The 22457-nt window shown below is 55.0% G+C and carries 19 protein-coding genes and 3 pseudogenes; 9 read left to right on the plus strand and 13 right to left on the minus strand.

The features are described 5' to 3' along the window. Nucleotides 1-12: 12 nt before the first annotated feature. Nucleotides 13-2385: a TonB-dependent receptor domain-containing protein gene (locus tag ABOC21_RS04865; RefSeq protein ID WP_426812133.1), complete on the minus strand. Its 2373-nt coding sequence runs from the start codon at nucleotides 2383-2385 to the stop codon at nucleotides 13-15. 241 nt (nucleotides 2386-2626) lie between these two features. On the opposite strand from ABOC21_RS04865, the gene ABOC21_RS04870 reads away from it, so the two are divergent. Both ABOC21_RS04870 and ABOC21_RS04875 read left to right on the plus strand, forming a co-directional pair. Further along, nucleotides 2627-2908: a SelT/SelW/SelH family protein gene (locus tag ABOC21_RS04870; RefSeq protein WP_426812134.1), complete on the plus strand. Its 282-nt coding sequence runs from the start codon at nucleotides 2627-2629 to the stop codon at nucleotides 2906-2908. Between the two features lie 76 nt (nucleotides 2909-2984). After that, entirely contained in the window at nucleotides 2985-3329 is a 345-nt protein-coding gene (locus ABOC21_RS04875; RefSeq protein ID WP_426812135.1) for a nitrous oxide-stimulated promoter family protein, read from the plus strand. A 6-nt stretch (nucleotides 3330-3335) separates the two neighbouring features. Here ABOC21_RS04875 and sitD read toward each other — a convergent pair whose 3' ends face one another. From sitD to ascF, 7 genes are all read right to left on the minus strand, one after another. Continuing rightward, the gene (sitD, locus tag ABOC21_RS04880; protein WP_426812136.1) at nucleotides 3336-4184 is read right to left on the minus strand and encodes an iron/manganese ABC transporter permease subunit SitD; all 849 of its coding nucleotides are present in this window, start codon (nucleotides 4182-4184) and stop codon (nucleotides 3336-3338) included. Further along, nucleotides 4178-5026, minus strand: a complete 849-nt coding sequence (gene sitC / locus ABOC21_RS04885; protein WP_426812137.1) for an iron/manganese ABC transporter permease subunit SitC — start codon at nucleotides 5024-5026, stop codon at nucleotides 4178-4180. Before sitC ends, sitD begins: the two co-directional genes overlap by 7 nt. Continuing rightward, the gene (locus tag ABOC21_RS04890) at nucleotides 5023-5844 is read right to left on the minus strand and encodes a manganese/iron ABC transporter ATP-binding protein (protein WP_426812138.1); all 822 of its coding nucleotides are present in this window, start codon (nucleotides 5842-5844) and stop codon (nucleotides 5023-5025) included. Before ABOC21_RS04890 ends, sitC begins: the two co-directional genes overlap by 4 nt. Beyond that, entirely contained in the window at nucleotides 5841-6758 is a 918-nt protein-coding gene (locus tag ABOC21_RS04895; protein ID WP_426812139.1) for a metal ABC transporter substrate-binding protein, read from the minus strand. The genes ABOC21_RS04890 and ABOC21_RS04895 overlap by 4 nt, the downstream gene beginning before the upstream one ends. Nucleotides 6759-6978: 220 nt before the next feature. Further along, on the minus strand, nucleotides 6979-7407 hold the full coding sequence (locus ABOC21_RS04900; RefSeq protein ID WP_426812140.1) for a TOBE domain-containing protein: 429 nt from the start codon (nucleotides 7405-7407) through the stop codon (nucleotides 6979-6981). 191 nt (nucleotides 7408-7598) lie between these two features. Then, nucleotides 7599-9023 carry a 6-phospho-beta-glucosidase gene (locus ABOC21_RS04905; protein WP_426812141.1) on the minus strand — a complete coding sequence of 475 codons (1425 nt, stop codon included), beginning with the start codon at nucleotides 9021-9023 and terminating at the stop codon, nucleotides 7599-7601. A gap of 27 nt (nucleotides 9024-9050) precedes the next feature. After that, nucleotides 9051-10493, minus strand: a complete 1443-nt coding sequence (ascF, locus tag ABOC21_RS04910) for a PTS cellobiose/arbutin/salicin transporter subunit IIBC (RefSeq protein WP_426812142.1) — start codon at nucleotides 10491-10493, stop codon at nucleotides 9051-9053. Between the two features lie 267 nt (nucleotides 10494-10760). Between ascF and ABOC21_RS04915 the strand changes: the two are divergent. The 3 pseudogenes from ABOC21_RS04915 (at nucleotide 10761) to ABOC21_RS04925 (ending at nucleotide 13001) form a co-directional block, all read left to right on the plus strand. Then, nucleotides 10761-11776, plus strand: a pseudogene (locus ABOC21_RS04915) (LacI family DNA-binding transcriptional regulator). Between the two features lie 75 nt (nucleotides 11777-11851). Beyond that, a pseudogene (locus ABOC21_RS04920) lies at nucleotides 11852-11962 on the plus strand (hydrogenase maturation protein HypF); the annotation flags it as partial. Nucleotides 11963-11986: 24 nt separating this feature from the next. Continuing rightward, nucleotides 11987-13001: pseudogene (locus ABOC21_RS04925) on the plus strand (HoxN/HupN/NixA family nickel/cobalt transporter). Nucleotides 13002-13162: 161 nt separating this feature from the next. Here ABOC21_RS04925 and ABOC21_RS04930 read toward each other — a convergent pair. The 3 genes from ABOC21_RS04930 to ABOC21_RS04940 form a co-directional block, all read right to left on the minus strand. Further along, nucleotides 13163-13522 carry a SymE family type I addiction module toxin gene (locus tag ABOC21_RS04930; RefSeq protein ID WP_426812143.1) on the minus strand — a complete coding sequence of 120 codons (360 nt, stop codon included), beginning with the start codon at nucleotides 13520-13522 and terminating at the stop codon, nucleotides 13163-13165. Next, a protein-coding gene (locus ABOC21_RS04935; RefSeq protein WP_426812144.1) for an IS3 family transposase occupies nucleotides 13509-14620 on the minus strand; the annotation gives its coding sequence in 2 pieces (ribosomal slippage) (nucleotides 13509-14359 and nucleotides 14359-14620; 1113 coding nt in all). Before ABOC21_RS04935 ends, ABOC21_RS04930 begins: the two co-directional genes overlap by 14 nt. 283 nt (nucleotides 14621-14903) lie before the next feature. After that, the gene (locus tag ABOC21_RS04940; RefSeq protein WP_426812145.1) at nucleotides 14904-16508 is read right to left on the minus strand and encodes a hypothetical protein; all 1605 of its coding nucleotides are present in this window, start codon (nucleotides 16506-16508) and stop codon (nucleotides 14904-14906) included. 820 nt (nucleotides 16509-17328) lie between these two features. Here ABOC21_RS04940 and ABOC21_RS04945 point away from each other — a divergent pair. Further along, nucleotides 17329-18372, plus strand: a complete 1044-nt coding sequence (locus ABOC21_RS04945; RefSeq protein WP_426812146.1) for a DUF4238 domain-containing protein — start codon at nucleotides 17329-17331, stop codon at nucleotides 18370-18372. Nucleotides 18373-18717: 345 nt separating this feature from the next. Here ABOC21_RS04945 and ABOC21_RS04950 read toward each other — a convergent pair whose 3' ends face one another. Continuing rightward, nucleotides 18718-19149, minus strand: a complete 432-nt coding sequence (locus tag ABOC21_RS04950) for an MFS transporter (RefSeq protein ID WP_426812567.1) — start codon at nucleotides 19147-19149, stop codon at nucleotides 18718-18720. Between the two features lie 47 nt (nucleotides 19150-19196). Here ABOC21_RS04950 and ABOC21_RS04955 point away from each other — a divergent pair, with 47 nt between their 5' ends. From ABOC21_RS04955 to tnpC, 3 genes are read left to right on the plus strand one after another with little or no spacing between them, the layout of a single operon-like run. Beyond that, a complete protein-coding gene (locus ABOC21_RS04955) occupies nucleotides 19197-19610 on the plus strand; it encodes a transposase (protein ID WP_426811791.1) in 414 nt (137 codons plus the stop codon). Then, the gene (gene tnpB, locus ABOC21_RS04960; protein WP_426811792.1) at nucleotides 19610-19957 is read left to right on the plus strand and encodes an IS66 family insertion sequence element accessory protein TnpB; all 348 of its coding nucleotides are present in this window, start codon (nucleotides 19610-19612) and stop codon (nucleotides 19955-19957) included. The genes ABOC21_RS04955 and tnpB overlap by 1 nt, the downstream gene beginning before the upstream one ends. Before the next feature lie 20 nt (nucleotides 19958-19977). Then, nucleotides 19978-21591, plus strand: a complete 1614-nt coding sequence (tnpC, locus tag ABOC21_RS04965; RefSeq protein ID WP_426811793.1) for an IS66 family transposase — start codon at nucleotides 19978-19980, stop codon at nucleotides 21589-21591. Nucleotides 21592-21594: 3 nt separating this feature from the next. Here the strand turns inward: tnpC and ABOC21_RS04970 are convergent, their stop codons facing one another. Beyond that, nucleotides 21595-22422, minus strand: coding sequence for an MFS transporter (locus ABOC21_RS04970; RefSeq protein ID WP_426812147.1), 828 nt, complete (start codon nucleotides 22420-22422; stop codon nucleotides 21595-21597). Between the last annotated feature and the right edge of the window lie 35 nt (nucleotides 22423-22457).

The following is a 22457-nucleotide window of genomic DNA, read 5'->3' on the forward strand; positions in this document are numbered from 1 at the left end:
TTATCTGGCCGATCAAAAATCGACGTTCACGCCCAGCTGCCAGGTTCGGCCGGGCATCGTCGCCAGCGCTTTATCGTTGGCATCCTGGTTGGTCGACGTTTCGATAGTACGGCTGCTCAGGTAATCCCAGTATTTACGATCGGTAATGTTGTAAACCCCGCCGTTCAGGCGCACGTTCTTCGCCACCTGCCAGTAAGCGGTCCAGTCGAGCATACCGTAGCCAGGCACGCGCATATATTCGCTGGTGGAATCGGTGATTGCCGAGCCGCTATTGTTATAGCTCTCGCGGTTGGTGGCGGTCGCCCGTTTGCCCTTAACAAAGGTTGCGGTCAGCGCGGTACCGTACACTTTTGCCGGATCGTCCCACGCCACGCCGACGATAGCCTTCATTGGCGCGACGCTATCGAGGTCGACGTATTTGTCGCCGTTATAGCTGGACTTTGATTTCCCTTCGTTGTAGCCGTAGGCGAGGGTGGCGCTCAGGCCGTTAACCTCTTCGAACCAGGTGCCAAAGTTGAATTTGGCGCTGATTTCACCGCCGTAGATATAGGCCTTATCGCGGTTTTCCGCCTGATAAATGGTGTAGATATTCGACGGCACGTTGGTGAAGTGGTCCGGGTTGCCGGAGCGCGTGTAGCGGCTATAGGCGATAAAGTTCTTATAGCTGTTGTAGAACAGCGCGGTGCGCATGGTGATGCCTTCCGTCACCTCGCCCTTCATCCCCCACTCGAAGTTGTCGCTGGTCTCGGTTTTCAGGTCGGTATTGCCGATCAGCGCGTACTGCGCGGGGCCGGCATAGCTGGAGCCGAGGTTCCACGAGCCGTACAGCTGGCTGGCGTTCGGGAACTGCGCGCCGCGCTGGTACTGCAGGTAGGTCATCAGGCGCGGAGTCATATCGTACTGGAAGGTCAACGACGGCAGCGCCTGGGTATCGGAGTTCTCGCGGTACAGATTAGCCACCGACGAGCCGGTCAGCACGCTGCTGTTGGCGGCCAGGTCCGAGAGGTTTTCCGGTTTAGTTGACTGGTGCACCACGCGAATGCCCGGGATTACGGCAAAGTTATGGCTGTCGAGATCGAAGTTAATTTTATCCTGCAGGAAGCCGGCGACGGTATAGCCGCGGCTGTCCGCTTCCGGCTGCATGATTTCGCTATAGCTGATAGGAATCGGCGACTGGCTGAACGGGCGCTGGGTTTTGCTGGTGCTGGCGTTAAAGCCGGCGCTCAGATCGTGGCGGCCTATAGATTTGGCCAGCGCGGTCTGGAAGCCCCAGGTGTCGGTATCGTAGTTGGAGTTAACCGTTTCCATCGTGCGGGTGATGCTGTCCGGCATCCAGGTCGAGTCGTGGGCCTCGGTATGCTGGTAGTAGACTTTGGTTGAGACGCTATCGATATAGTCGTTCATCGGCGTCCAGTCGTCTTTCAGGCTCAGCCCCCAGCGGCGGGTCTGGCTGGTCTGGGTGGCATCGCCAATCGTGCTGTTGCCGCTGGAGTCCCAGACGTCGTAATGCGTATGGTTGGTTTTATGGTAGTAATCGAAGGTGCCGGTCAGCTTGTGCTCTTCATTTGGCTGCCAGATCCCGGAGGTCATAAAGGCGTCGGAGTGCCAGTTGGCCGGGTATGAATCGATTGTCCCGCTGTTATTTTCCGTTTCCTGACCGTCGCGACGGCTGTAGACGAAGATCCCGCGCAGGGTCTCATCGCCGCCGGCGATGGTGACGCCGTTGTGCCAGCTGCGGTCGGCGGAGTCGTAGCCGCTCTGGTAGCCGAAGGCGCTGGTTTTGCCCGGACGCAGGTAGTCATCGGCCGATTTCGGACGGAAAGAGACGTTACCGCCGATGGAGCTGTTGGCCGTTTCGGTGGAGGTGGCGCCGGACTGAATATCGATGCTGCCGTACATGTACGGGTCAATGTAGTCGCGGCCGATGCCGAAGGTGTTGAGGCCTGCCCGGCTGACGTAGCTGCGTCCGGTGGCGTTCGGCTGGGCGATACCGTCAACGTCGATACCGACGCGGTTGCTCTCCATGCCGCGAATGTTGTAGCCGGTGTAGCCGCCGCGGTCGAAGCCGCTTTTGCCGTTGCCCGATCCGCCGCTGGCGCCGGTGGCGCCAATCAGCGGCTCATAGCGCATGATGGAACCGAAATCTTTGGCGCCTTTATCCTGCAGATCCTGAGCGCTAATGGAGTGTTCGCTGCCCGCTTTCAGCACGGGGGCCGGTGCGGTCACGGTCATCACCTCCGAGCTATCATCGGACGATGCATCGTTGGTGAGTTTTTTATTGGTGCTGTCAGCCGCCCCGGCGGTGGTCTGATAAATTGCTGCGAGCAAAGAAGTCACCAGCAGGCTTTTTTTAAACCATGCCGCTGATTGAGTGGATTTGTACATAGTAGCCACGCCTTGATAATTATTAGTATCGGCTCACGCGTTACTTCCAGATTGGTCGATTCACCCCGTGATTTCCCTTTGCTGGCGAATTCCTTCCCTGTGATCCTGCGAATACTAATGATAAGTATTTCCATTTGCAACCAATTCATTATATCTCCACATTTTATCCATAAAGTTGATTACAATTCGGCTTAACGATTAACGTACCTGATCATTTGGGTAAGGATTATTGAGGATAGCAATGACTAAACGCGCCATTACCATCACCTACTGCTCCCAGTGCAACTGGATGCTGCGCGCCAGCTGGATGGCGCAGGAGCTGCTGCACACCTTCAGCACCGATATCGCCTCGGTCACGCTGGTGCCGGGAACCGGGGGAATATTCACCATCAGCGTGGACGATGTGCAAATCTGGGATCGCAAGCAGGATGAGGGCTTCCCCGATGCGGCGGAGCTTAAGCGGCGGGTACGCGACGTCTGCTTCCCGGAAAAATCGCTGGGGCACGTGGATAAACCGGCCTAATCCTCAGGGAGTAAGCGGCTGCGCCGCGCCGCCTGAAGGTGTATTATAAGTGCATCTTTGTTGCCGGGGGCAGGTTATGGCGGGTAAACGTATCGATCGCGAAAAAGAGACCATCAGCAGGATGATTTCGCTCTATCAGCGCCGCTGTCCGGAGGCGATAGCCGACGCGGAGCACTATCAGGCGCTCAATGCCTATGCCGATAAGCGGCTGGATAAATGCGTGTTTGGTGAAGAAAAGCCGGCCTGCAAGCAGTGTCCGGTGCACTGCTATCAGCCGGCAAAACGCGAAGAGATGAAGCAGATCATGCGCTGGGCGGGGTCGCGAATGCTCTGGCGCCACCCGCTATTAACCATCCGTCATCTGATTGACGATAAGCGGCCGGTCCCCGAGCTGCCGGAAAAGTACCGGCCTAAAAAATAGCCGGCGCTAGCCCTCGACCTCCGCGGAATCGGCCTGCGTCCGGCTATCGCGCATCGAAGTATAAACGAACGTCATGACGAACAGCGCGCTGAACAGCACCACGATGGTGGGCGCCGGGGCGCTATCGAGATAGAACGACAGCCAGACTCCCCCCAGCGAACAGCTCACGGCAAGCGCCACCGCCAGCAGCAGGGCGCTGATAAAACGCCGCGTCAGCAGCAGCGCGATGGCGCCCGGAGCGATCAGCAGCGAAATCGACAGAATAATCCCCACCGCTTTCAGCGTCGCGACGATCGTCAGCGCAATCATGCACAGCAGCCCATAGTGCAGCAGCCCGCAGCGCAGGCCGCTGGCCTTAGCCTGATGCGGGTCGAAGGCGTGCAGCAGAAAATCGCGCCACTTCAGCCCAATAATCAGCGCAATAGCCAGCGCGATCAGCGAGGTTTGCGCGATATCGCTGGCGGAGATGCCCAGCATATCGCCGAACAGAATATGGTCGAGATGAACCTCGGACTGAATGGCGACGTACAGCACCAGGCCGGCGCCAAACATGCCGGAAAAGACGATCCCCATAATCGTATCGCGCTTGATGCGGCTGTTGTCATCCAGATAGCCGGTGGCGATGGCGCAGAACAGCCCGGCAATAAAGGCGCCGATGGCGAACGGAATGCCGACGATGTACGCCACCACCACCCCGGGAAACACCGCATGGCTCATGGCGTCGCCCATCAGCGCCCAGCCTTTAAGCACCAAAAACACCGACAGCAGGGCGCAGGGGACGGCAACGATGGCCGCCACCAGCATGGCGTTGATCATAAAAGGGAACTGGAACGGTTCGAGCAAAACGGTCAGCATGAGGCCTCCCTGGCGCGACGGCGGCTGGCAAGCAGGCCGTGCTTTGGCGCGAAGATAAATGCCGCCAGAAACAGCAGCGTTTGGGCCACCACGATAATGCCGCCGGTGGCGCCGTCCAGATAGTAGCTCAGCCAGGCCCCGAAGAAGCTGGTCAGGCTGCCAATGGCGACGGCAATCGCCAACAGGCGCGGAAAGCGGTCGGTGAGCAGCCAGGCGGTGGCGCCGGGGGTGACCACCAGGCAAATCACCAGAAACGCGCCCACGGTCTGCAGCGCCGCCACGGTACAGGCCGCCAGCAGGGTGAAGAACAGCAGCTTGAGCCCGGTGGTGTTGAGGCCGATGGAGCGCGCGTGGCTTTCATCGAAAAAGGTCACCATCAGATCTTTCCATTTCAGCAGCAGGATGATTATCGAAATAAAGCCAATCGCCGCCAGCTGGATAATATCCTCCGGGGCGATCGCCAGAATATTGCCGAGGATAATGGTCTGAATATTGACCGAGGTCGGGTTAAGCGACACCATAAACAGCCCGATACCGAAGAAGGAGGAGAAAATCAGCCCGATAATGGCGTCCTCCTTGAGCTTTGAGCGCTGGTTGAGAAACAGCATGCTGCCCGCCGCCAGCCCGCCGGAGAGAAAGGCGCCCAGCGCGAAAGGCAGGCCGAGCATATAGGCTCCTGCCACGCCGGGGACGATTGAGTGGGATAGGGCGTCGCCAATCAGCGACCAGCCTTTCAGCATCAGGTAGCACGAGAGAAAGGCGCACACGCCGCCGACCAGCGCGGAGACCCACATCGCGTTCAGCATATAGTGATAGCCAAACGGCTCCAGCAGCCAGCTCATCCTTCGCCTCCCGCCGCCCGACGGCTGATAAACGGCCGCTCATCGTCGGTAATGATGCGATCCTCGCCGCCTTTGAGCACCACGTGGCGCAGCACGCCGCTAAAGGCAAGTTCCAGATTCTCGGCGGTAAAGGTGGTCTCGGTTGGGCCGCTCGCCAGAACGGTGCCTTTGACCATCACGGTGTAGTCGCAAAACTCGCTGACCGAACCGAGATTGTGGGTTGAGACCAGCATGGTGCAGCCTTCGTCGCGCAGCTCCCGCAGCAGGGCGATGATCCGCGCTTCGGTCTGCACGTCGACGCCGGTAAAGGGTTCATCCAGCAGGATCACCTTGCCCTGCTGGGCGATGGCTCTGGCAAGAAACACGCGCTTCTTCTGGCCGCCGGAGAGTTCGCCAATCTGCCGCTGGCGGTATTCGCTCATTCCTACGCGCGCCAGCGCCGCGTCAACGATCTCGTGGTCGCGAGCCTTTGCCCGCCGCAGCCAGCCCATATGGCCGTAGCGCCCCATCATCACTACGTCTTCCACCAGCACCGGGAACGACCAGTCGACCTCTTCGGACTGGGGAACGTAGGCCACCAGATTTTGCCGCAGCGCCTGGTTGACCGGCCGGCCGAGGATCGCAATCTCGCCGCGCGCCAGGCGCACAAAGCCCATCAGCGCTTTAAACAGGGTCGATTTCCCCGAGCCGTTGACGCCAACCAGCGCGGCAATCGAACCCTGCGGGATGCTGAAGGAGGCATCCCGCAGCGCGGTATGGCCGTTGCGGTAGGTTACGCTGACCCTGTCGATGACCAGCCCCGCCGACGCTGTACTCATGACTGTTTCCTCAGGCCGTCGTTGATGCCCTGGACGATGGTTTGCGTGGTCACCCGCAGCAGATCGAGATAGGTCGGTACCGGGCCGTCGGCGGTGCTCAGGGAGTCAACGTAGAGCACGCCGCCGTAGTGGGCGCCGGCTTCGCGCGCGACCTGGCGCGCCGGTTTATCGGAGATGGTGCTTTCGCTGAAGATGGTCGGGATATGCTCTTTTTTCATGGTGTCGATGGTTTTACGCACCTGCTGCGGCGTGCCCTGCTGGTCGGCGTTAATCGGCCATAAGTAGCGCTCCTGCAGGCCGTTATCGCGGGCGAGGTAGGAGAAAGCGCCTTCGCTGGTGACCAGCCAGCGCTTGTCCTCCGGCAGTTTCGCCAGCTGCGCTTTCAGCGGCGCCATGGTCTGGCGGATTTTTTCCTTGTAGGCCTCGGCGTTGCGGCGATAGACGTCGGCGTTGTCCGGATCGTATTTCACCAGCGCGTCGCGGATGTTATCGACGTAGATTAAGGCGTTGTCCGCCGACATCCACGCGTGCGGATTGGGCTTGCCGTTATAGGGGCCGTCGCTAATGCCCATCGGCTGAATGCCGTTGCTGACCACCACTTCCGGCACGCCGTTTAAATGCTGATAGAAGCGGGCAAACCACAGCTCGAGGTTCAGGCCGTTGGCAAGAATGAGCTGCGCTCCCTGGGCGCGCTTGATATCGCCCGGCGTCGGCTGATATTCGTGGATCTCGGCTCCCGGTTTGGTAATTGAGCTGACCTCGGCGGCGTCGCCGGCCACGTTCTGCGCCATATCGGCGATCACCGTAAAGGTGGTGATGACCTTAAATTTCTCCTTCGCCTGCGCGGGAGCGACGGCGAGGATCGCCAGAGTAGCGGCGAACATCAGGTGTTTCAGCGGTGGCAGGTGCAGCATAGGTTCCCTCACAACGTTGCGATTAATTAAACATCATTTATAGCCTGTGCTATGTTATATAGCACGGGCTATTGATAAATGAAAATGATTATTATTTAGATGAAGGGGTAATAATGAGCGTGGGAAGGATAGATCGGTGCAGCGCTGCCGATTAGCGGGCGTTCTTAATGAATAACGCCGCTTCACGCAACGTAGAGTGCAGCGGCGTTTTGAGCATGGCTTAAGCGCGGGTGGCGATGAGGATCGCCGACGCCTTGATCAGCGCGATGACGCGGCTGCCCTGGGCGAGCTGCATCTCCTGCTGGCTTTCGTTGGTGACCACGGCGACAACCTCAAAACCGGCATCGGTTTGAATATGCACGGTGTCGTTAACCGCGCCCTGGGTTACGCGGGTCACGCTGCCGGCAAACTGGTTGCGCGCGGAGAACTTCAGGCCGCAGTCTTCGGTCGCGAGGGTGACCCACGGCGCTTTAATCAGCGCAATGGCCTCTTTTCCCGCGACCAGACCCAGCGCCTCCTTGCTGCTATGGGTGACGATTGCCACCAGCTTTGCGCCGCCCGCGAGGGTTAATTCAACCTCATCGTTAACTGCGCCCGTGGCTACCGCGCTGACCGTGCCGCTGAGCTGATTACGTGCTGATACCGCCATAGAATCTCCTTATGTACCTGGTTGAGGGCGTGTCGGACCTATACTAGCTCATCTTTGGTCATACCCCATCTTTTCATCCGCGAAAGCAGGGTAGGACGCTTTAGGTCCGGGCGCCGGCCAGGTTGCGCGCCGCTGGAAGCGGTGGCGGAGTGAGGCTTCCCCCGGACGCGCCGCCATCCGGGGGATGACCGCTACGCCAGATCTTCGCCGTTGCTGGCAATGACCTTTTTATACCACCAGAACGACTTCTTGCGCTTACGGTCGAGGGTGCCGTTGCCGGCGTCATCGCGGTCAACGTAGATGAAGCCGTAGCGTTTGCTCATCTCGCCGGTGGAGGCCGCCACCAGGTCAATGCAGCCCCAGCTGGTATAGCCCATTACTGGAATACCGTCTGCGATAGCGTCGCCCATCGCTTTGATATGTTCGCGCAGATAGCTGATGCGGTAGTCGTCGTTAATCTCGCCGTTAGCGTCGATTTCATCCCGCGCGCCGAGGCCGTTTTCCACGAGGAACAGCGGCTTCTGGTAGCGGTCATACATCATATTCATGGTGATGCGCAGGCCGAGGGGATCGATTCCCCAGCCCCATTCGCTGGCCTGAATATGCGGATTTTTTAACGACTTCACGATGTTGGCCGCATTGGTATTGTTGGCGTTCATCTCCGCCGAGGCGCAGCGCGAGGCGTAGTAGCTGAAGGAGACAAAATCGACGGTGTTGCGCAGGATCTCGTCGTCGCCCGGCTCTTTGACAATCGTCACGCCTTTCTCGCGGAACACCCGCGCCGCCCAGACCGGCCAGGCGCCGCGCGCCTGTACGTCGATAAAGAGCAGGTTTTCGCGATCTTTCTCCAGCGCCATCCACACATCTTCCGGCTTGCAGGAGTACGGATAGAAGTTGCCGCCCGCCAGCATGCAGCCAACCTGATTTTTCGCGTTCACCTCGTGGGCGATTTTGGTCACCTGGGCGCTGGCAATCAGCTCATGGTGCGCGGCCTGGTACTTCACCTGCTCCTGATTCTCGCCCTCTTCAAACGCCAGGCCGGCGCCGGAGTAGGGGCTATGGAGCATGATGTTGATTTCGTTAAAGGTAAGCCAGTATTTCACCAGCCCGTCAAAGGCTTCAAAGCAGGTGCGGGCGTAGTGGGTAAAGAATCCCACCATTTTGCGATTGCGCCAGGAGCCGTATTCGGTCACCAGATGCATCGGCACGTCGAAGTGGCACAGGGTCACCAGCGGCTCGATATTGTGCTTTTTGCACTCTTCAAACAGCGAACGGTAGAAGGCGATCCCCTGCGCATTCGGCTCCTGCTCGTCGCCATTGGGGAACAGGCGGCTCCAGGCGATGGAGGTGCGAAATACGCTAAAGCCCATCTCCGCCATCAGGGCAATGTCTTCTTTATAACGATGATAAAAGTCTATCGCTTCATGGCTGGGGTAGAACTCATCGTCACGCAGCTGAAAGCGCTTTTCCAGCCCCAGCTTGACCGGCAGGCGCCTGGCCCCGTGGGGAAGGGTATCGACGGTGGTCAGCCCTTTGCCGCCCTCCAGATATGCTCCTTCAGCCTGGTTGGCGGCCAGTGCGCCGCCCCATAAAAATCCGTGTGGAAAAGTCGCCATGCGTTACCTCTGTGTCAAAAATTATGTTCAGGCGTGGGATGCTTCGCTCGTCGCCTGGCGCTGTCGGGCATCGGCGGCGGCATCTTCCACCGGGATATCCTCAAAGCCAAGCAGCAGGGTCAGAACAAACGACAGCACCACCGCCAGCGCCATCACGCCGAAGACCCAGACGAGGATCATAGGATTTGCCGGATCGAAGAACTGGACGCTGGTAAACAGGCCCGGCGCCGCCATGGAGTGGCTGGCAAGCCCGGCGATGCCGGCGACCGCGCCGCAGATAAAGCCGCTGATCAGGCTCGCGATCAGCGGGCGCTTGAGCCGTATCGCGACCCCGTACAGCGCCGGTTCGGAGATCCCGGCGAGAATAGCCGACGCGGCCGCCGCCAGCGCCGTCTGGCGCAGCTCCGGGTTTTTCGTTTTCCACGCCACCGCCAGCGAAGAGCCGCCCAGAGACAGGTTGGCGCCGATTTCCGACGGCATCACCATTCCCTCTTTGCCGCTTTCGGCAATGGTCTGAATGATAGTCGGCGTAAAGACGCGGTGCATCCCGGTCATCACCAGCAGCGGCCACAGGGCGCCCATAATCGCCACCGACAGCCAGCCCAGATAGTGATGAATGGTGTAGACCAGCGCCGAGATGGCGCTACCGATCCAGATCCCCAGCGGGCCGATCAGCAGAATGGCCAGCGGCGCGGCGATCAGCACGATCAGCATCGGCTTGAGGAAGTTCTTCGTCACCGCCGGAGTGATTCTGTCGACCCAGCGCTCGATATAAGAAAGGCACCAGGTCATCACCAGCGCCGGGATCACGGTGTAGGTATATTTCACCGCGGTGACCGGAATAAAGGCGAACTCGACGTGTTCGCCCTGAGCGGCTTTGGCCATTAGCTCGATAAAGCTCGGATGCACCAGCACCCCGGCGATGGCAATCGCCAGCGACATATTGGTTTTGAATTTCACCGCCGCCGAGGCGGCGACCATCAGCGGCAGGAAGAAGAAGGCGCCGTCGCCAATCACCGTCAGGATGGTGAGCGTCGGCGCGCCCTTCGCCAGGACGCCGCTCATCTCGAGGATCATCGCCAGCAGCTTGACCATCGATCCGCCGATAATCGCCGGGATCAGCGGCGACATGGTGCCGATCAGCGCATCGAGGATCCCGGCGCCAACCCGCCTGAAGGTCAGCGGCGGTTTGCCCACGGGTTCCGCCGGGCGCATATCGCCCGGCAGCAGGCTCATCACTTCGCGGTAGGCCTGGGAGACGGTATTTCCGACGATCACCTGGCACTGGTTATCGCTGCGCACGACGCCCAGTACGCCTTTCAGCCCTTTTAGGGTCGCGCTATCCACCTGCTCGTTGTCTTTGACCACGAAACGCAGGCGGGTCATGCAGTGGGTGACGGCGGTGACGTTTTCAACGCCGCCAATCGCCGAGACGATCTGCTGTGCCAGGGCTGCATAATTTTTAGACATCGGATTTTATCCTGTTTATCAATGGGGTACTGGCTTTTCACCGCGCCGTAAAGCGGCACGGCATTGTGCATACATAGGAAACCGGTTCCACAAAATAATGATGAGTTTCATATTTACAAGCAAGACCTAAAAAAAATCATATTTTCATTTTGTGATTTTGATCGGCTTATGCCGCGGAAAAGAATCTGCCCGGCGCGCGCGTGAAGGCTGTAAAACGGCAGGGCGTGCAGTACACTGCGGGCATCTTTTGGCAACAGGAAGAACAACATGGCAACGATGCTGGAGGTCGCAAAGCGCGCAGGGGTGTCGAAGGCGACGGTTTCGCGGGTGCTATCGGGCAACGGCTACGTCAGCCAGGAGACGAAAGATCGCGTATTCCAGGCCGTTGCTGAAAGCGGCTACCGGCCGAACCTGCTGGCGCGCAACCTCGCCACCAAAAAGAGCCAGACCCTCGGGCTGGTGGTCACCAACACCCTCTATCACGGGGTTTACTTCAGCGAGTCTGCTGTTTCAGGTGGCGCGGATGACCGAAGACAAGGGGCGGCAGCTGATTCTGGCCGACGGCAAGCACAGCGCCGACGAAGAGCGGGAGGCGATTCAGTACCTGCTCGACCTGCGCTGCGACGCGATTATTATTTACCCGCGCTTTCTTAGCGTCGATGAAATGGACGAGATCGTCGAGCAGCACGATCGGCCAATCATGGTGCTTAACCGCCGCCTGCGGCGCAACGCCAGCCACTGCGTCTGGTCCGATCAAAAAGCCTCGGCCTTTGCCGCGGTACGGCAGCTCATCGCCCGCGGCCACCGTGAGATTGCGTTTATCACCGGCTCGCTGGATTCACCTACCGGCATCGAGCGTCTCGCCGGCTACAAAGAGGCGCTGGCCCGGCACGATATTGCGCTCAATGAAGCGCTGATCGTTGAAGGCAAATGGACGCCGGAAACCGGCGCGGCCGGGGTTGAGACGCTACGCCAGCGCAACGTCGGCTACAGCGCGCTGGTGGCGAGCAACGACGACATGGCGATTGGCGCGATGAAGCAGTCTGCATCTGCACGGCGTGAAGGTGCCGGAGCAGGTGTCGGTGATTGGCTTCGACGACATCGTGCTGGCGCCCTATATGATCCCGGCGCTCTCCAGCGTCAAAATTCCGGTGAAGGAGATGATCAAAGAGAGCATTAACCGGCTGATTTTTATGCTCGACGGCGGCGATTTCAAACTCCAGCAAACCTTCTCCGGCGAGCTGATCGAGCGCGACTCTCTCACCGCTGGCCCCGGCGCCTGAGATCGTCATCAGGGGCGTCAACCTGTTGATGGCCACCGCCTGACATCAATGTGAAGATGCGCCCTGCGCTAACGTCTGCATAACCGGCTGCTGATTTGCCGATTGACGTTTTATCTGGCGGATTTTACTCTGCTATTTCCGCATCAGCTGCCTGCCGGCGATGGAGCAATCGCGTTCGGTCGGGCGCCGGCAGGTTCACAGGATACCATGATGATAGTGACGATTTTACGCCAGCAGCCGCGCGCTGCGGCGCTGGTGCTGGGGCTTATTGTGGCCAACCTGATTGCCTGGATTTGGGCGTGGCAGGCCTTTGGCGACAGCGGCGCGCTGATGGCCGCCAGCCTGCTGGCCTGGGGATACGGACTGCGTCATGCGGTCGATGCCGATCATATTGCGGCGATTGATAGCGTGACGCGCAAGATGATGCAGCAGGGGCGTCGTCCGTTCGGCGTGGGCGCCTGGTTCTCGCTGGGACACTCGTCGATTGTGGTGCTGGCCTCCGCCGCCATTGCCGCCACCGCGACGGCGTTCGGCCAGCAGATGAGCTTGTTTCACGATACCGGCAGCGTGATTGGCACCGCCGTTTCGGCGCTGTTTCTGCTGCTGATGGCCTTTATCAACCTGGTTATTCTGCGCAGTGTCTGGCGCAGCTTTCAGGCGTGGAAACGCGGGGAGAAGGTGGGCGATGAGGTAGCGGCGGGCGGCGGCATGATGAGCTGGCTGTTCGGCAAAACCTTCCGCCTGATTAGCCGCAGACTGGCAGATGTACCTGGTGGGCTTTTTGTTCGGCCTCGGTTTTGATACCGCGACCGAGATTGGCGTGCTGGGCATCTCCGCCGCCAGCGCCTCGAGCGGCATCTCTATCTGGTCGATTATGGTCTTCCCGGCGCTGTTTGCCAGCGGCATGGCGCTGGTGGATACCCTCGATAACGTGCTGATGGTCGGCGCCTACGGCTGGGCGTTCAGCAAGCCGCAGCGCAAGCTCTATTACAATATGACCATTACCGGGACTTCGGTGGTGGTGGCGCTGTTTATCGGCGGCATGGAAGCGCTGGGCCTGCTGATGGATAAATTTGCGCTCAGCGGCGGGCCGTGGCGCTGGGTGGGGGCGCTGAACGATAATCTTGGCAACGCCGGCTTCGTGGTTATCGGGCTGTTTGTCGCCTGCTGGGTGCTGTCGGTGATTAACTATCGCTGGCGCGGATACGATAATCTGGCGCAGTAGGCCTGGGATATCGTCCCGGCTCGCTCTGTCCCTGGATTATTCACCAGAGCCGGGAAACGCAGCTATTTAGAAGAGCGCAAAGCCCGTAAATCACCGCCTTCAGATCCTGATTGGTCTTCATAAAAATCCCGGCCGCCTGAGCCGGGATTTTACCTTAAGGGTCAGTCACGGCTTCGCTTCAGGCAATCATAGCGGGACTTCTCCCGCCGGATGACCGGCAGATCACCGGTATCGTTAAGCGCACCGGGGAACGTTTTGATCCACAAGTCCATTTTCTTCTTACTGAAATGAGCCGCGCTTAGCCCTTCGGCACAACCGAACAGCTCCCGGCTGTTCTGGGCGGTGATCACAATGCAATCTGGCATCACTCTGATTTTTACCGGCATACCCGGCGTAAATCCGGCCTGCGAAAGCCAGTCACCCTCGAGCGGGATATAGTCATGCCGCATACGGTCATAAAACTCCGTGCGGCTAAGCGGTTGCGATGACTCTGTAAGCACACCCACTTTAGTTCCACGCATTTTTTGAGAGTTCCGGTTTATCAGCCATCAGCCGATACTCTTCCGGCGTCAGGTTATTCAGGGACTCATGAGGTCGCTCGCTGTTATATTCCATCAGCCAGGTCTCAGTAATTTCCCGTGCTTCATTCAGTGTTCTGAACAGATAAAAATCCAGGATTTCTGTCCGGTACGTCCGGTTAAAACGCTCGATAAAGGCATTCTGCGTTGGCTTTCCCGGCTTGATAAATTCCAGCATCACGCCATGCTCCTCTGCCCACTGTGCCAGTGCCAGAGAGACCAGTTCTGGTCCGTTATCCATCCGCATCTTCAGTGGATAACCGCGGTTTGCCACTATCCTGTCCAGCACTCTGATCACCCGCTGCGCCGGGATATTCAGGTCGATTTCTATCGCCAGTGCTTCGCGGTTAAAGTCATCCACTACATTGAAGGTCCGGAAGCGTCTGCCGCAGATCAGCGCATCATGCATAAAATCGATGGACCAGCTCTGGTTTAACGCCTCCGGCGTGGCCAGTGGTGCCGGGTTACGCACTGGCAGACGCTGCTTTCCCCTGCGACGAAAATTCAGTTTCAGCAGGCAGTAAATCCGGTGAACGCGTTTATGGTTCCAGGTGTGCCCCTGCCTGCGCAGAAGCTGGAACAGCTTCTTAAAACCGTATCGCGGATAGCGCTCCGCCAGCTCAGTCAGTGCCTGGATCACCCGTTCATTGTGCCGGGTATCGGGCTGGTAAAAATAAACCGTCCTGCTCAGCGATAACATCCTGCATGCCTGACGTACACTCATCGAAAACGCCTCTTTCAGATAGCTGACGAGTTCACGCTTTATCGCTGGTTTTAAAGCTTTTTTTCGATGACGTCTTTTAGTGCGCGATTTTCCAGACTCAGGTCGGCAAACATCTGTTTGAGGCGACGGTTTTCGTCCTCAAGATCTTTTATCTTTTTGATATCAGAGGCTTCCATCCCACCGTACTTTGCTTTCCAGTTGTAGTACGAGGCTTCAGAAATTCCTGCTTCGCGGCAGACATCCTTGACGGCACGTCCGGCTTCAACAGACTTCAGGACAGCGATAATCTGGTGCTCAGTGAATCGGGCTTTACGCATGGTGATCTCCTCAGGGAACATAATCAGTATGTCGGAAGATCTCTAAAAGTGAATGGTTCGTTTAAGCGGGATGCTTACAATACCAGCCATATCACCTACACTCGTTAATCACGGCCCCTGATGCAGAATGCTATTTATAAAATACACGATAAAAATTATGTTCTCTGACCTATCATCATTCTGATGTTGTATTGAGAGAATCGGGTTAGCGATACCACCAGAATATTCTGCTGGGACTGATGCTCTTGCTTCACTGATGCGAGAGATATCCTCGCCTCCAAAATCATTTTTCCATTGCATAAGCCTGGATGAGTCTCCAAAGCAATCGTCCCATAGGTAAACGATAAATGTCGCTGTGTGCACCTCCACCCGTACCCAATGAGTTGTATTCCGTTATTCCGTTTGAGGTATCAATATAATCAATCATTCTCGGTCCTGTATTGGGTTTTAGCGGGTCTGCACATTCATCAGAAGTTTCACCACGATTGCATAATAAAAATTTTCCATATCGGGTTTTAGAAGAAGTATCTGAGGCTGTCATACAGTGAAATGCTCCAGAGTAAACAGATTGTGTACACGCTTTTTCGTAGCTTTTCTCTCCTCCTGCCATGTCAGCCCATTTCGCATGATTAACTGCTGAATCGAATCGCGAAGCTGTAAGTACTATTTTTGTATTAGTCAACCTGGCATAATCTCTGTATGGAGCACCTTCAATGCCTAATTTTGGAAAGAACCGGTTTATACTCATAGCCCCCTGTAATGAAACAGCTAAATTAACAGGGCTCGTGACCCATTTCCCATTTTTTATAAATGGACTGCTAAATAATGCACGAGTCATTGCCCGCGCACCAAAACTATGGCCTATGGCGATAACAGGTAGCTTGCCCCCTGATTCGCTCATACTTTCTGGTATAGTTTCATTCATGATTTTATTCAGCCAAATTATGCCCAGTTCGTCTGCGTCGTTTGCTTTGTTGGGATAGCTGCCTACATTCATATTCCCAGTTGACCAGTATGAAGGCCACGTTATACCAATTATGAGAGGTCTAAATATACGTTTGTTTTCACTTTCCTTTGGTCCTATAACCCGTGATCTTGTAACTATCAATTTATTGAGTTTTGCTGGTGGGTTATCTTTAACCTCTTCTCCTTGCTCAAGAGAGGCATTAATAATATTTCCTGCAATATCATTAAAATTACGAACTGCTTCGCTTTGAGAGGTGTTCCAACCCATGACCATGATGAGTATATGGCTATAAACCCCAGTTTTTAGGTCATGCTTGAGATTATCTTTAAGCGCCGCTAACCCTTTATCGCTATTTTTATAAAAGGATATTAATTTAGCATCCTCAGCATCATTAAACGAAATGGGTATTTTGCATGCATTCCATCCATTTATTTTTGTTAGATCTACACCAGATTGTTCCGCCAAATCACTGGAAATGTATGAGTTGTAAACAAAACAGTAGTTATTCGTGATATAAGGGGTGTTGAAACTCCCATTTATAATATTAGAATCATTTTTAATGATATGAGAAACAAACATGGACTTTCTATCGTATTTTGTAAATCTATTTATTTGATGTCTAGTGTCATTGAAGCCAGGTATCTCACCATCTAGATAAAAGTCATTTTTTAATAAATCATCATCCGACTGTTTTGTTGGCCCGCCAATCGTTTTTTTAGGCGACTTTTCAACTCCAACAATATACCCTGGGTTGTGAAGCGCCTCTCCTGATGGATAATATAACATTGAATGAAAACTTCGGGTGGTTGAACCATCTAGTTCAAGTTTTTTTTCATATGGAGCGAGTACCGTATCAGCAGAACTACAACTGAAGGTCGTACAACTACAAAGCATTAAAGTAAATAACCTGGATAAGTTCATATGCTTTCACTCTGTCCATTGCTGCGTATATAACTTGAATCATATAGTGATAGTAAATCATAACGTGTTGGTTTTATTTTAAATTCCCTGAGATATTAAGTAACACTCTCCTTTGGATTGTATGTGATTTCAAAAAACAGGGTGAGAATTTTAATTAACTTGTATTGTAGATTTATTAAAGAATATACAACCCTATCTCTTACATCAAATTTAAGGGAGTTATTAACCTCACGGATATTGAAATTGTTTGAATAACTATAAATTCAAGGTGATGCCATTACTTTATTCTATGATATCTTAATCTGGCAGTTATAACCTCTAAAAATTAAACGTTGGTGGTCATTTTTCATCTTTTTGATTGTTTGGTTTTTATTAAAGGGGATTGCATTTTGCATAAAAATCGAACAGTTATGCTTTGTAATGCATATTATCAGACATAACTATCGGGAAAGAAATATTTGGCAGATTTTAATTACCCTTTTTGAGGCAACAATGCCCGCTCCTGGCACGAAGCGGACAAACTAGCTGAGCTAAAGGTCCGCTGTGAGCGATCTACGGACATTGCTTACAGCGTTATGTGAGAATTAACGGGGAGCAGTTCGGTTTAATGATGTTTTACGCAACGGTCCGTCTGGATGGAAAATTGCTTTCATCATGAAATAATGACCAAGCGAGCTGTTCTAAGTGTACAGTTGGATTATCATGCTCATAATTGCGAATATTACCGTGCCGAAGGTAACCATCCGGAGAGAGGCTGTTTACGATGCCGTCCGAACTAAAACCTGTCGCTTTTCGACCAACCAAAAAAAGGACCCTGTACATGGCCGAGCCATCGAGCATGCAAACTGAAGTTGTGCGGCAGCACACCGTTCCCCGATTTCTGCTGGAGCACTTTGGATCATCGGGAAAAAAGAAAAAACACAGAAAGCAGCTGTTCGCTTTCGACAAAGAGAGCGGGCGAGTTTTTACAACTAACGTCAACGATGCCACCGTCCGGAACACCTTCTACAACTTTGATAATCATCCGGAACATCTTAGCCTCGAACCGATGCTGTGTCAGTATGAAGGGCGCGCCGCATCAGTTATTACCAAGATCCTGCAGAAAAAAAGCCTCAGTATTCTCAGTCAGGTAGAGAGGCATGACTTGGCGATGTTTACCGCTATTCAGCAGATCCGTACACACAATCAGCTTGAGCAGATCAAGCATATATCGCATACATTCAAGAAAAAGCTTCTGGAGATGGGGCTGTTTGATCAATCGGTCGATGAATTTTCGCTGTCACCTGATACTGATTCAGAAGATGGTCTTCAGATAATTGCAGGGGATGCGTCAGAAGCTAAAGGGATGTTTCTGGAAATGCTCAGAGATCAGGATACTGAAGCTGATATGCTTATGCAGAAGGACTGGCACTTGCTAGAAACTACCCTTGACGCCCCCTTTTACATTTCAGATAACCCGGTGTCTCTGTTCAACAAAGTATCCCATCCCGTATGGGGCAATCTCGGACTGGCTCTTGAGGGCATTGAGATTTACCTGCCGCTATCCTCCACGATTACGCTGGCCATGATCTGTCCGTCTCTAGGAGAAAAAGTCAGGCAAGAGCGCGCCATTATTCAGCACTGTATTGTCAATAACATCAGGGTTAACGGGCATAATCTTTTTGACGAGCTTGAGCGCGTGAATGAGCTTCTTGAAGGGGATGTGATCCGTGTGGACGCTGCCCGGGTTGAGCACCTCAACTGGTTACAGACAGGAGGGGCAGAGCAGTATATATACTGTCTGACAGATAATTTCGGTCTTGTACGCAAGATCCTCACTGAGAGTCCAGTGTTAAAATCCGGACCCAGGATGACAGTATCATGACAACACGGTCCGGAGCGGTAATGAGCGACGCTGAAATTCACGCTTTCTGACTCTCATTTTGTTTACCTTTATGATTAACCGATATTTCTATATCTCCCCTGCTAAAAGTGTCTGCTATTGGCACAAAGCGGACCGCCTGAGGCGTCGGGAGGTCTGCTATGAGCGAGGAGCGGAAGTTGGAGAACCGGAAAGCACTAAGGAAAATGGTCTGTATTTTTGACTTTTGCCTGGCATCTGTAGCTGAGCAAAGTTGAGGATATGGGAAGTGGGCGAACATCTCTTAAATGAGGGATGAGACGGTTCAGGTAGTAACCTGAATCGTCTCATCAATCTGAAGATAAGCGCTTAGTGTGGAGTCTTCAGGAACGAAATCATCAGACATAACACGCCAATAACCACACTGGTCAGAAGAGTGGCAGCGATACCATAGTGGTTAAAGGCAATCCCTCCGGCAAACGATCCTGCGGCCACTGCAATCTGATATACGCAAACGTTACTTGCCGTAGAAGTGACATAGTCCTTTTTATTCGCTTCATACAACCAGATGTTGATACTGACAGGCATCAGCCCATACGCCAACCCCCACAGCATCGTCAGGGCGATCACCGCCGGGTAGCCCGCGGCAGACAGTGGCATCAGCAAGATCGCCGTAAACAGAAGGACGGTACTCAGGCGAAATGTATTGCGGGCTGTCAGCTTTCTGACCAGATATTCCGAGATAAACGTTCCAATAAACGTAAGCGCCCCGGCAACGACGTCTGTCGACGTACCTTTAATCCGGTGATGATAGAGTCCACTTAATTTTTAAATGGACTCTATCACAAATGACCCAACCGACAGTCCCACGCCAGCGGGCTACCTACTCCATGCCGTTCAAACTCGACCTGGTTCAGCGATCACTGCAACCCGGTGCCTGCGTGGCACGGCTTGCCCGCCAGAACGGGATTAATGACAACCTGCTGTTCACCTGGCGTCAGCGCTATCGTCATCTGGTTGATGAGCCATCTGATACACCCCCAGCACCGGCCATTATCAGTGACGATATCGTTCCTGTTGTGACCACCGAATACTCACGACCCGCGCTGCCCGAGCTCCCGGCAGCATCAGCGCAAAGCCTGCCACCGGATGCCGGGCAATGCTGTGAGGTCAGTATCGGCCGTGCACGCCTGAAGCTGTCCGGCAACCTCACCCCGGCCATGCTGTCGGCTCTGGTTCGCGAACTGAAGAGAGGTGGCTGATGATATCCCTTCCTGCGGGTTCCCGCATCTGGCTGGTGACGGGCGTTACCGACATGAGAAACGGCTTCAACGGCCTGGCCTCCCGCGTGCAGAATGTCCTCAACGAGGACCCATTCAGCGGCCACCTGTTCATCTTCCGGGGGCGCCGTGGTGATATGGTAAAGCTACTGTGGTCCGATGAGGATGGTCTGTGCCTGTTCATCAAACGTCTTGAGCGTGGACACTTCGTCTGGCCCGCTGTCAGCGACGGGAAGATCCATCTGACCCCGGCGCAACTGGCTATGCTGCTGGAAGGCCTCAACTGGAAACATCCACAGTCATCACAACGTCCTGGCCTGCGGGTGTAACCTGTTGTAATGTCGGGTGTATGAAAAATGAACTCCCTGACGATATCGACCAGTTAAAAGCCATGCTGCGTAAACAGCGGGCGATGCTGAACGACCAGCAGACCCGGTTGCGCCAGTATGCAGGCCAGGTGGCGGGTTATGAGCAGGAAATCAACCGCCTGAAAGCACAGCTGGATAAACTACGGCGAATGCTGTTCGGTCAGAGTTCGGAAAAGAGCCGTAATAAGCTGGAAAACAAAATCCGCCAGGCAGAGAAACGGTTGTCAGAGCTGGAAAGCCGACTGGAGGCGGCAAAAACCTGCCTGAATGGCAACGAGCCGGTACCGGATATACCAGCAGATAGTGTTGTCGTGTCGCAAACGACGCCAGAAAAACCCACCCGCCACACCGCCCGAAAACCGCTGCCAGCCGACCTGCCTCGGGAAACACAGACCTTACTGCCAGCGACCAGCGTCTGCCTGTCATGTGGTGGAGAGCTGAAGGTGATGGGAGAAACTCTCTCTGAGCAACTGGAGATCATCAAAACCGCCTTTAAAATCATCGAAACGGTCCGACCGAAGCTGGCGTGCAGCCGGTGCGACGTTATCGTGCAGGCCCCGCTCCCGGCAAAGCCGGTAGAAGGCAGTCGTGTGGGCAGCAGCCTGCTGGCCCGCATCCTGGTCGGAAAATATGTGGAGCATACGCCGCTGTACCGGCAGACAGAAATCTACGCCCGTCATGGACTGGCGCTGAGCCGTAACACGATGGTCCGCTGGGTCGCGATGATGGGCAACCGGCTTCGTCCGCTGCATGAGGCGCTCAACCAGTACGTTATGCAGGCTGGCAAGGTGCACACTGATGACACGCCGGTCAGGGTGCTGGAGCCCGGGAGTGGTAAAACGCGAACCGGTCGGCTGTGGGTCTACGTCCGGGATGACCGTAACGCCGGGGTGCCAGAACCGCCGGCAGTCTGGTTCTCGTACTCAGCGGACCGTAAGGGGGAACATCCTCAGCGACATCTCTCAGGGTACAGAGGCGTGCTTCAGGCAGATGCGTACGGTGCTTACGACACGCTGTATGAGTCCGGGCACATCAGAGAAGCAGCGTGCATGGCGCATGCCAGAAGGAAAATCCACGATGAGCATGTTCGACGCCCGACAGAAATGACGAATGAAGCGCTGAACCGTATAGGTGCGTTGTATGCCATCGAGGCGGAAATACGCGGCAGCCCGGCCGGGAAACGGCTGCAGATAAGAAAAGCACGGTCGGTTCCGCTGATGACATCGCTGCACGAGTGGATAGAGGCGCAAATGACGACGCTGTCGGTTCACGCGGAGACGGCGAAGGCGTTCGCGTACATACTGAAACAGTGGCACGCCCTGAATGAGTACTGCCGTAACGGTCAGGTGGAAATCGACAATAACATCGGAGAAAACGCGCTGCGCGCGGTGGCGGTTGGCAGAAAGAACTACCTGTTCTTCGGCTCTGACAACGGGGGTGAGGCAGCAGCCATCATCTACAGCCTGCTTGGCACCTGCAAACTGAACGGTGTGGAGCCGGAAGGTTGGTTGTGCGAGGTGATAAGCAAGATCAACGACTGGCCTTCAAACCGGGTACATGAGCTGCTGCCCTGGAACCTATCCTCCGTAAAATAATCCTTACGCCACGTTCATTATGGGGCGCTTACCAATAAACCCCGTACATCCGTAAAGCAAAAACATGCCAGGCAGTAAACTCTGGCTAAGGTGAGCTTCTTTGGCCAGGATCAATTCGAAGTAAGTAAAAGAGCCGAAATGCGCAGCCGCAAAGAACATCGTAGACAGCAGGCGTTTGGTGACTGATTTCTCCAGCACAACCCTCGCCATATCGGCAAATGTCAGAGAGGATTCCCCTTTTAGCGATGGCAGAAAAATAAATTGCAACACTAAAACGGCGACCGACAGCAGACCGTTCACCAGAAACGCATTCTGCCAGCCGAAATGGACGCCCAGGAACGTGCCGATAGGAACCCCGGCGACGGTACCAGCCGCCACGCCCGCTGTGATGATAGTTGTTGCTCTGCTTTTGTGGTGATCTTTAACAATATTAACCCCGAAAGGAACAGCGAATGACCAGAACCCCCCGACGCCGATCCCAAGTAACAGTCGGGCGAACAGGGACAGATGGAAACTTGTTGAGAAGGCCATTGCCAGATTTGAAATCACAAGCAGGACTGTCATGGCCAGCAGAATGTAACGTCGGTTCTGGGCACCGCAATAACGTGTCAACACTGGCGCAGCAATTGCCGCGGCCACGCCTGGCACGGTGACCATCAGACCAGCCTGACCGGAACTAATTCCGTAATACCCCGCGATATCACTCAGTAAGCCTATTGGTAAAAACTCGGTATTAATGAAGATAAAGCTGCCGACCGCCAGCATGATAATGGCCATCCACAGGCTTAAATCGCTGGCAGAGACACCCGCATGCTCTTTCGAAAGCTGCATAGATACAATCCCGTAATAAATAATAACTGGTAACA

The sequence above is a fragment of the Klebsiella sp. WOUb02 genome (genome assembly GCF_050058015.1).
GTDB lineage: Bacteria > Pseudomonadota > Gammaproteobacteria > Enterobacterales > Enterobacteriaceae > Klebsiella.

Excerpts from the sequence above, each read along its gene's own strand:
- sitC (WP_426812137.1), bottom strand. The coding sequence starts at position 5,026 with ATGAGCTGGCTGCTGGAGCCGTTTGGCTATCACTATATGCTGAACGCG.
- ABOC21_RS04945 (WP_426812146.1), top strand. The coding sequence starts at position 17,329 with ATGGCCGAGCCATCGAGCATGCAAACTGAAGTTGTGCGGCAGCACACC.
- ABOC21_RS04890 (WP_426812138.1), bottom strand. The coding sequence starts at position 5,844 with ATGAGTACAGCGTCGGCGGGGCTGGTCATCGACAGGGTCAGCGTAACC.
- ABOC21_RS04905 (WP_426812141.1), bottom strand. The coding sequence starts at position 9,023 with ATGGCGACTTTTCCACACGGATTTTTATGGGGCGGCGCACTGGCCGCC.
- ABOC21_RS04970 (WP_426812147.1), bottom strand. The coding sequence starts at position 22,422 with ATGCAGCTTTCGAAAGAGCATGCGGGTGTCTCTGCCAGCGATTTAAGC.
- ABOC21_RS04940 (WP_426812145.1), bottom strand. The coding sequence starts at position 16,508 with ATGAACTTATCCAGGTTATTTACTTTAATGCTTTGTAGTTGTACGACC.
- ABOC21_RS04875 (WP_426812135.1), top strand. The coding sequence starts at position 2,985 with ATGGCGGGTAAACGTATCGATCGCGAAAAAGAGACCATCAGCAGGATG.
- ABOC21_RS04955 (WP_426811791.1), top strand. The coding sequence starts at position 19,197 with ATGACCCAACCGACAGTCCCACGCCAGCGGGCTACCTACTCCATGCCG.
- tnpB (WP_426811792.1), top strand. The coding sequence starts at position 19,610 with ATGATATCCCTTCCTGCGGGTTCCCGCATCTGGCTGGTGACGGGCGTT.
- ABOC21_RS04870 (WP_426812134.1), top strand. The coding sequence starts at position 2,627 with ATGACTAAACGCGCCATTACCATCACCTACTGCTCCCAGTGCAACTGG.
- tnpC (WP_426811793.1), top strand. The coding sequence starts at position 19,978 with ATGAAAAATGAACTCCCTGACGATATCGACCAGTTAAAAGCCATGCTG.
- ABOC21_RS04900 (WP_426812140.1), bottom strand. The coding sequence starts at position 7,407 with ATGGCGGTATCAGCACGTAATCAGCTCAGCGGCACGGTCAGCGCGGTA.
- ABOC21_RS04865 (WP_426812133.1), bottom strand. The coding sequence starts at position 2,385 with ATGTACAAATCCACTCAATCAGCGGCATGGTTTAAAAAAAGCCTGCTG.
- sitD (WP_426812136.1), bottom strand. The coding sequence starts at position 4,184 with ATGCTGACCGTTTTGCTCGAACCGTTCCAGTTCCCTTTTATGATCAAC.
- ABOC21_RS04895 (WP_426812139.1), bottom strand. The coding sequence starts at position 6,758 with ATGCTGCACCTGCCACCGCTGAAACACCTGATGTTCGCCGCTACTCTG.
- ascF (WP_426812142.1), bottom strand. The coding sequence starts at position 10,493 with ATGTCTAAAAATTATGCAGCCCTGGCACAGCAGATCGTCTCGGCGATT.
- ABOC21_RS04930 (WP_426812143.1), bottom strand. The coding sequence starts at position 13,522 with ATGCGTGGAACTAAAGTGGGTGTGCTTACAGAGTCATCGCAACCGCTT.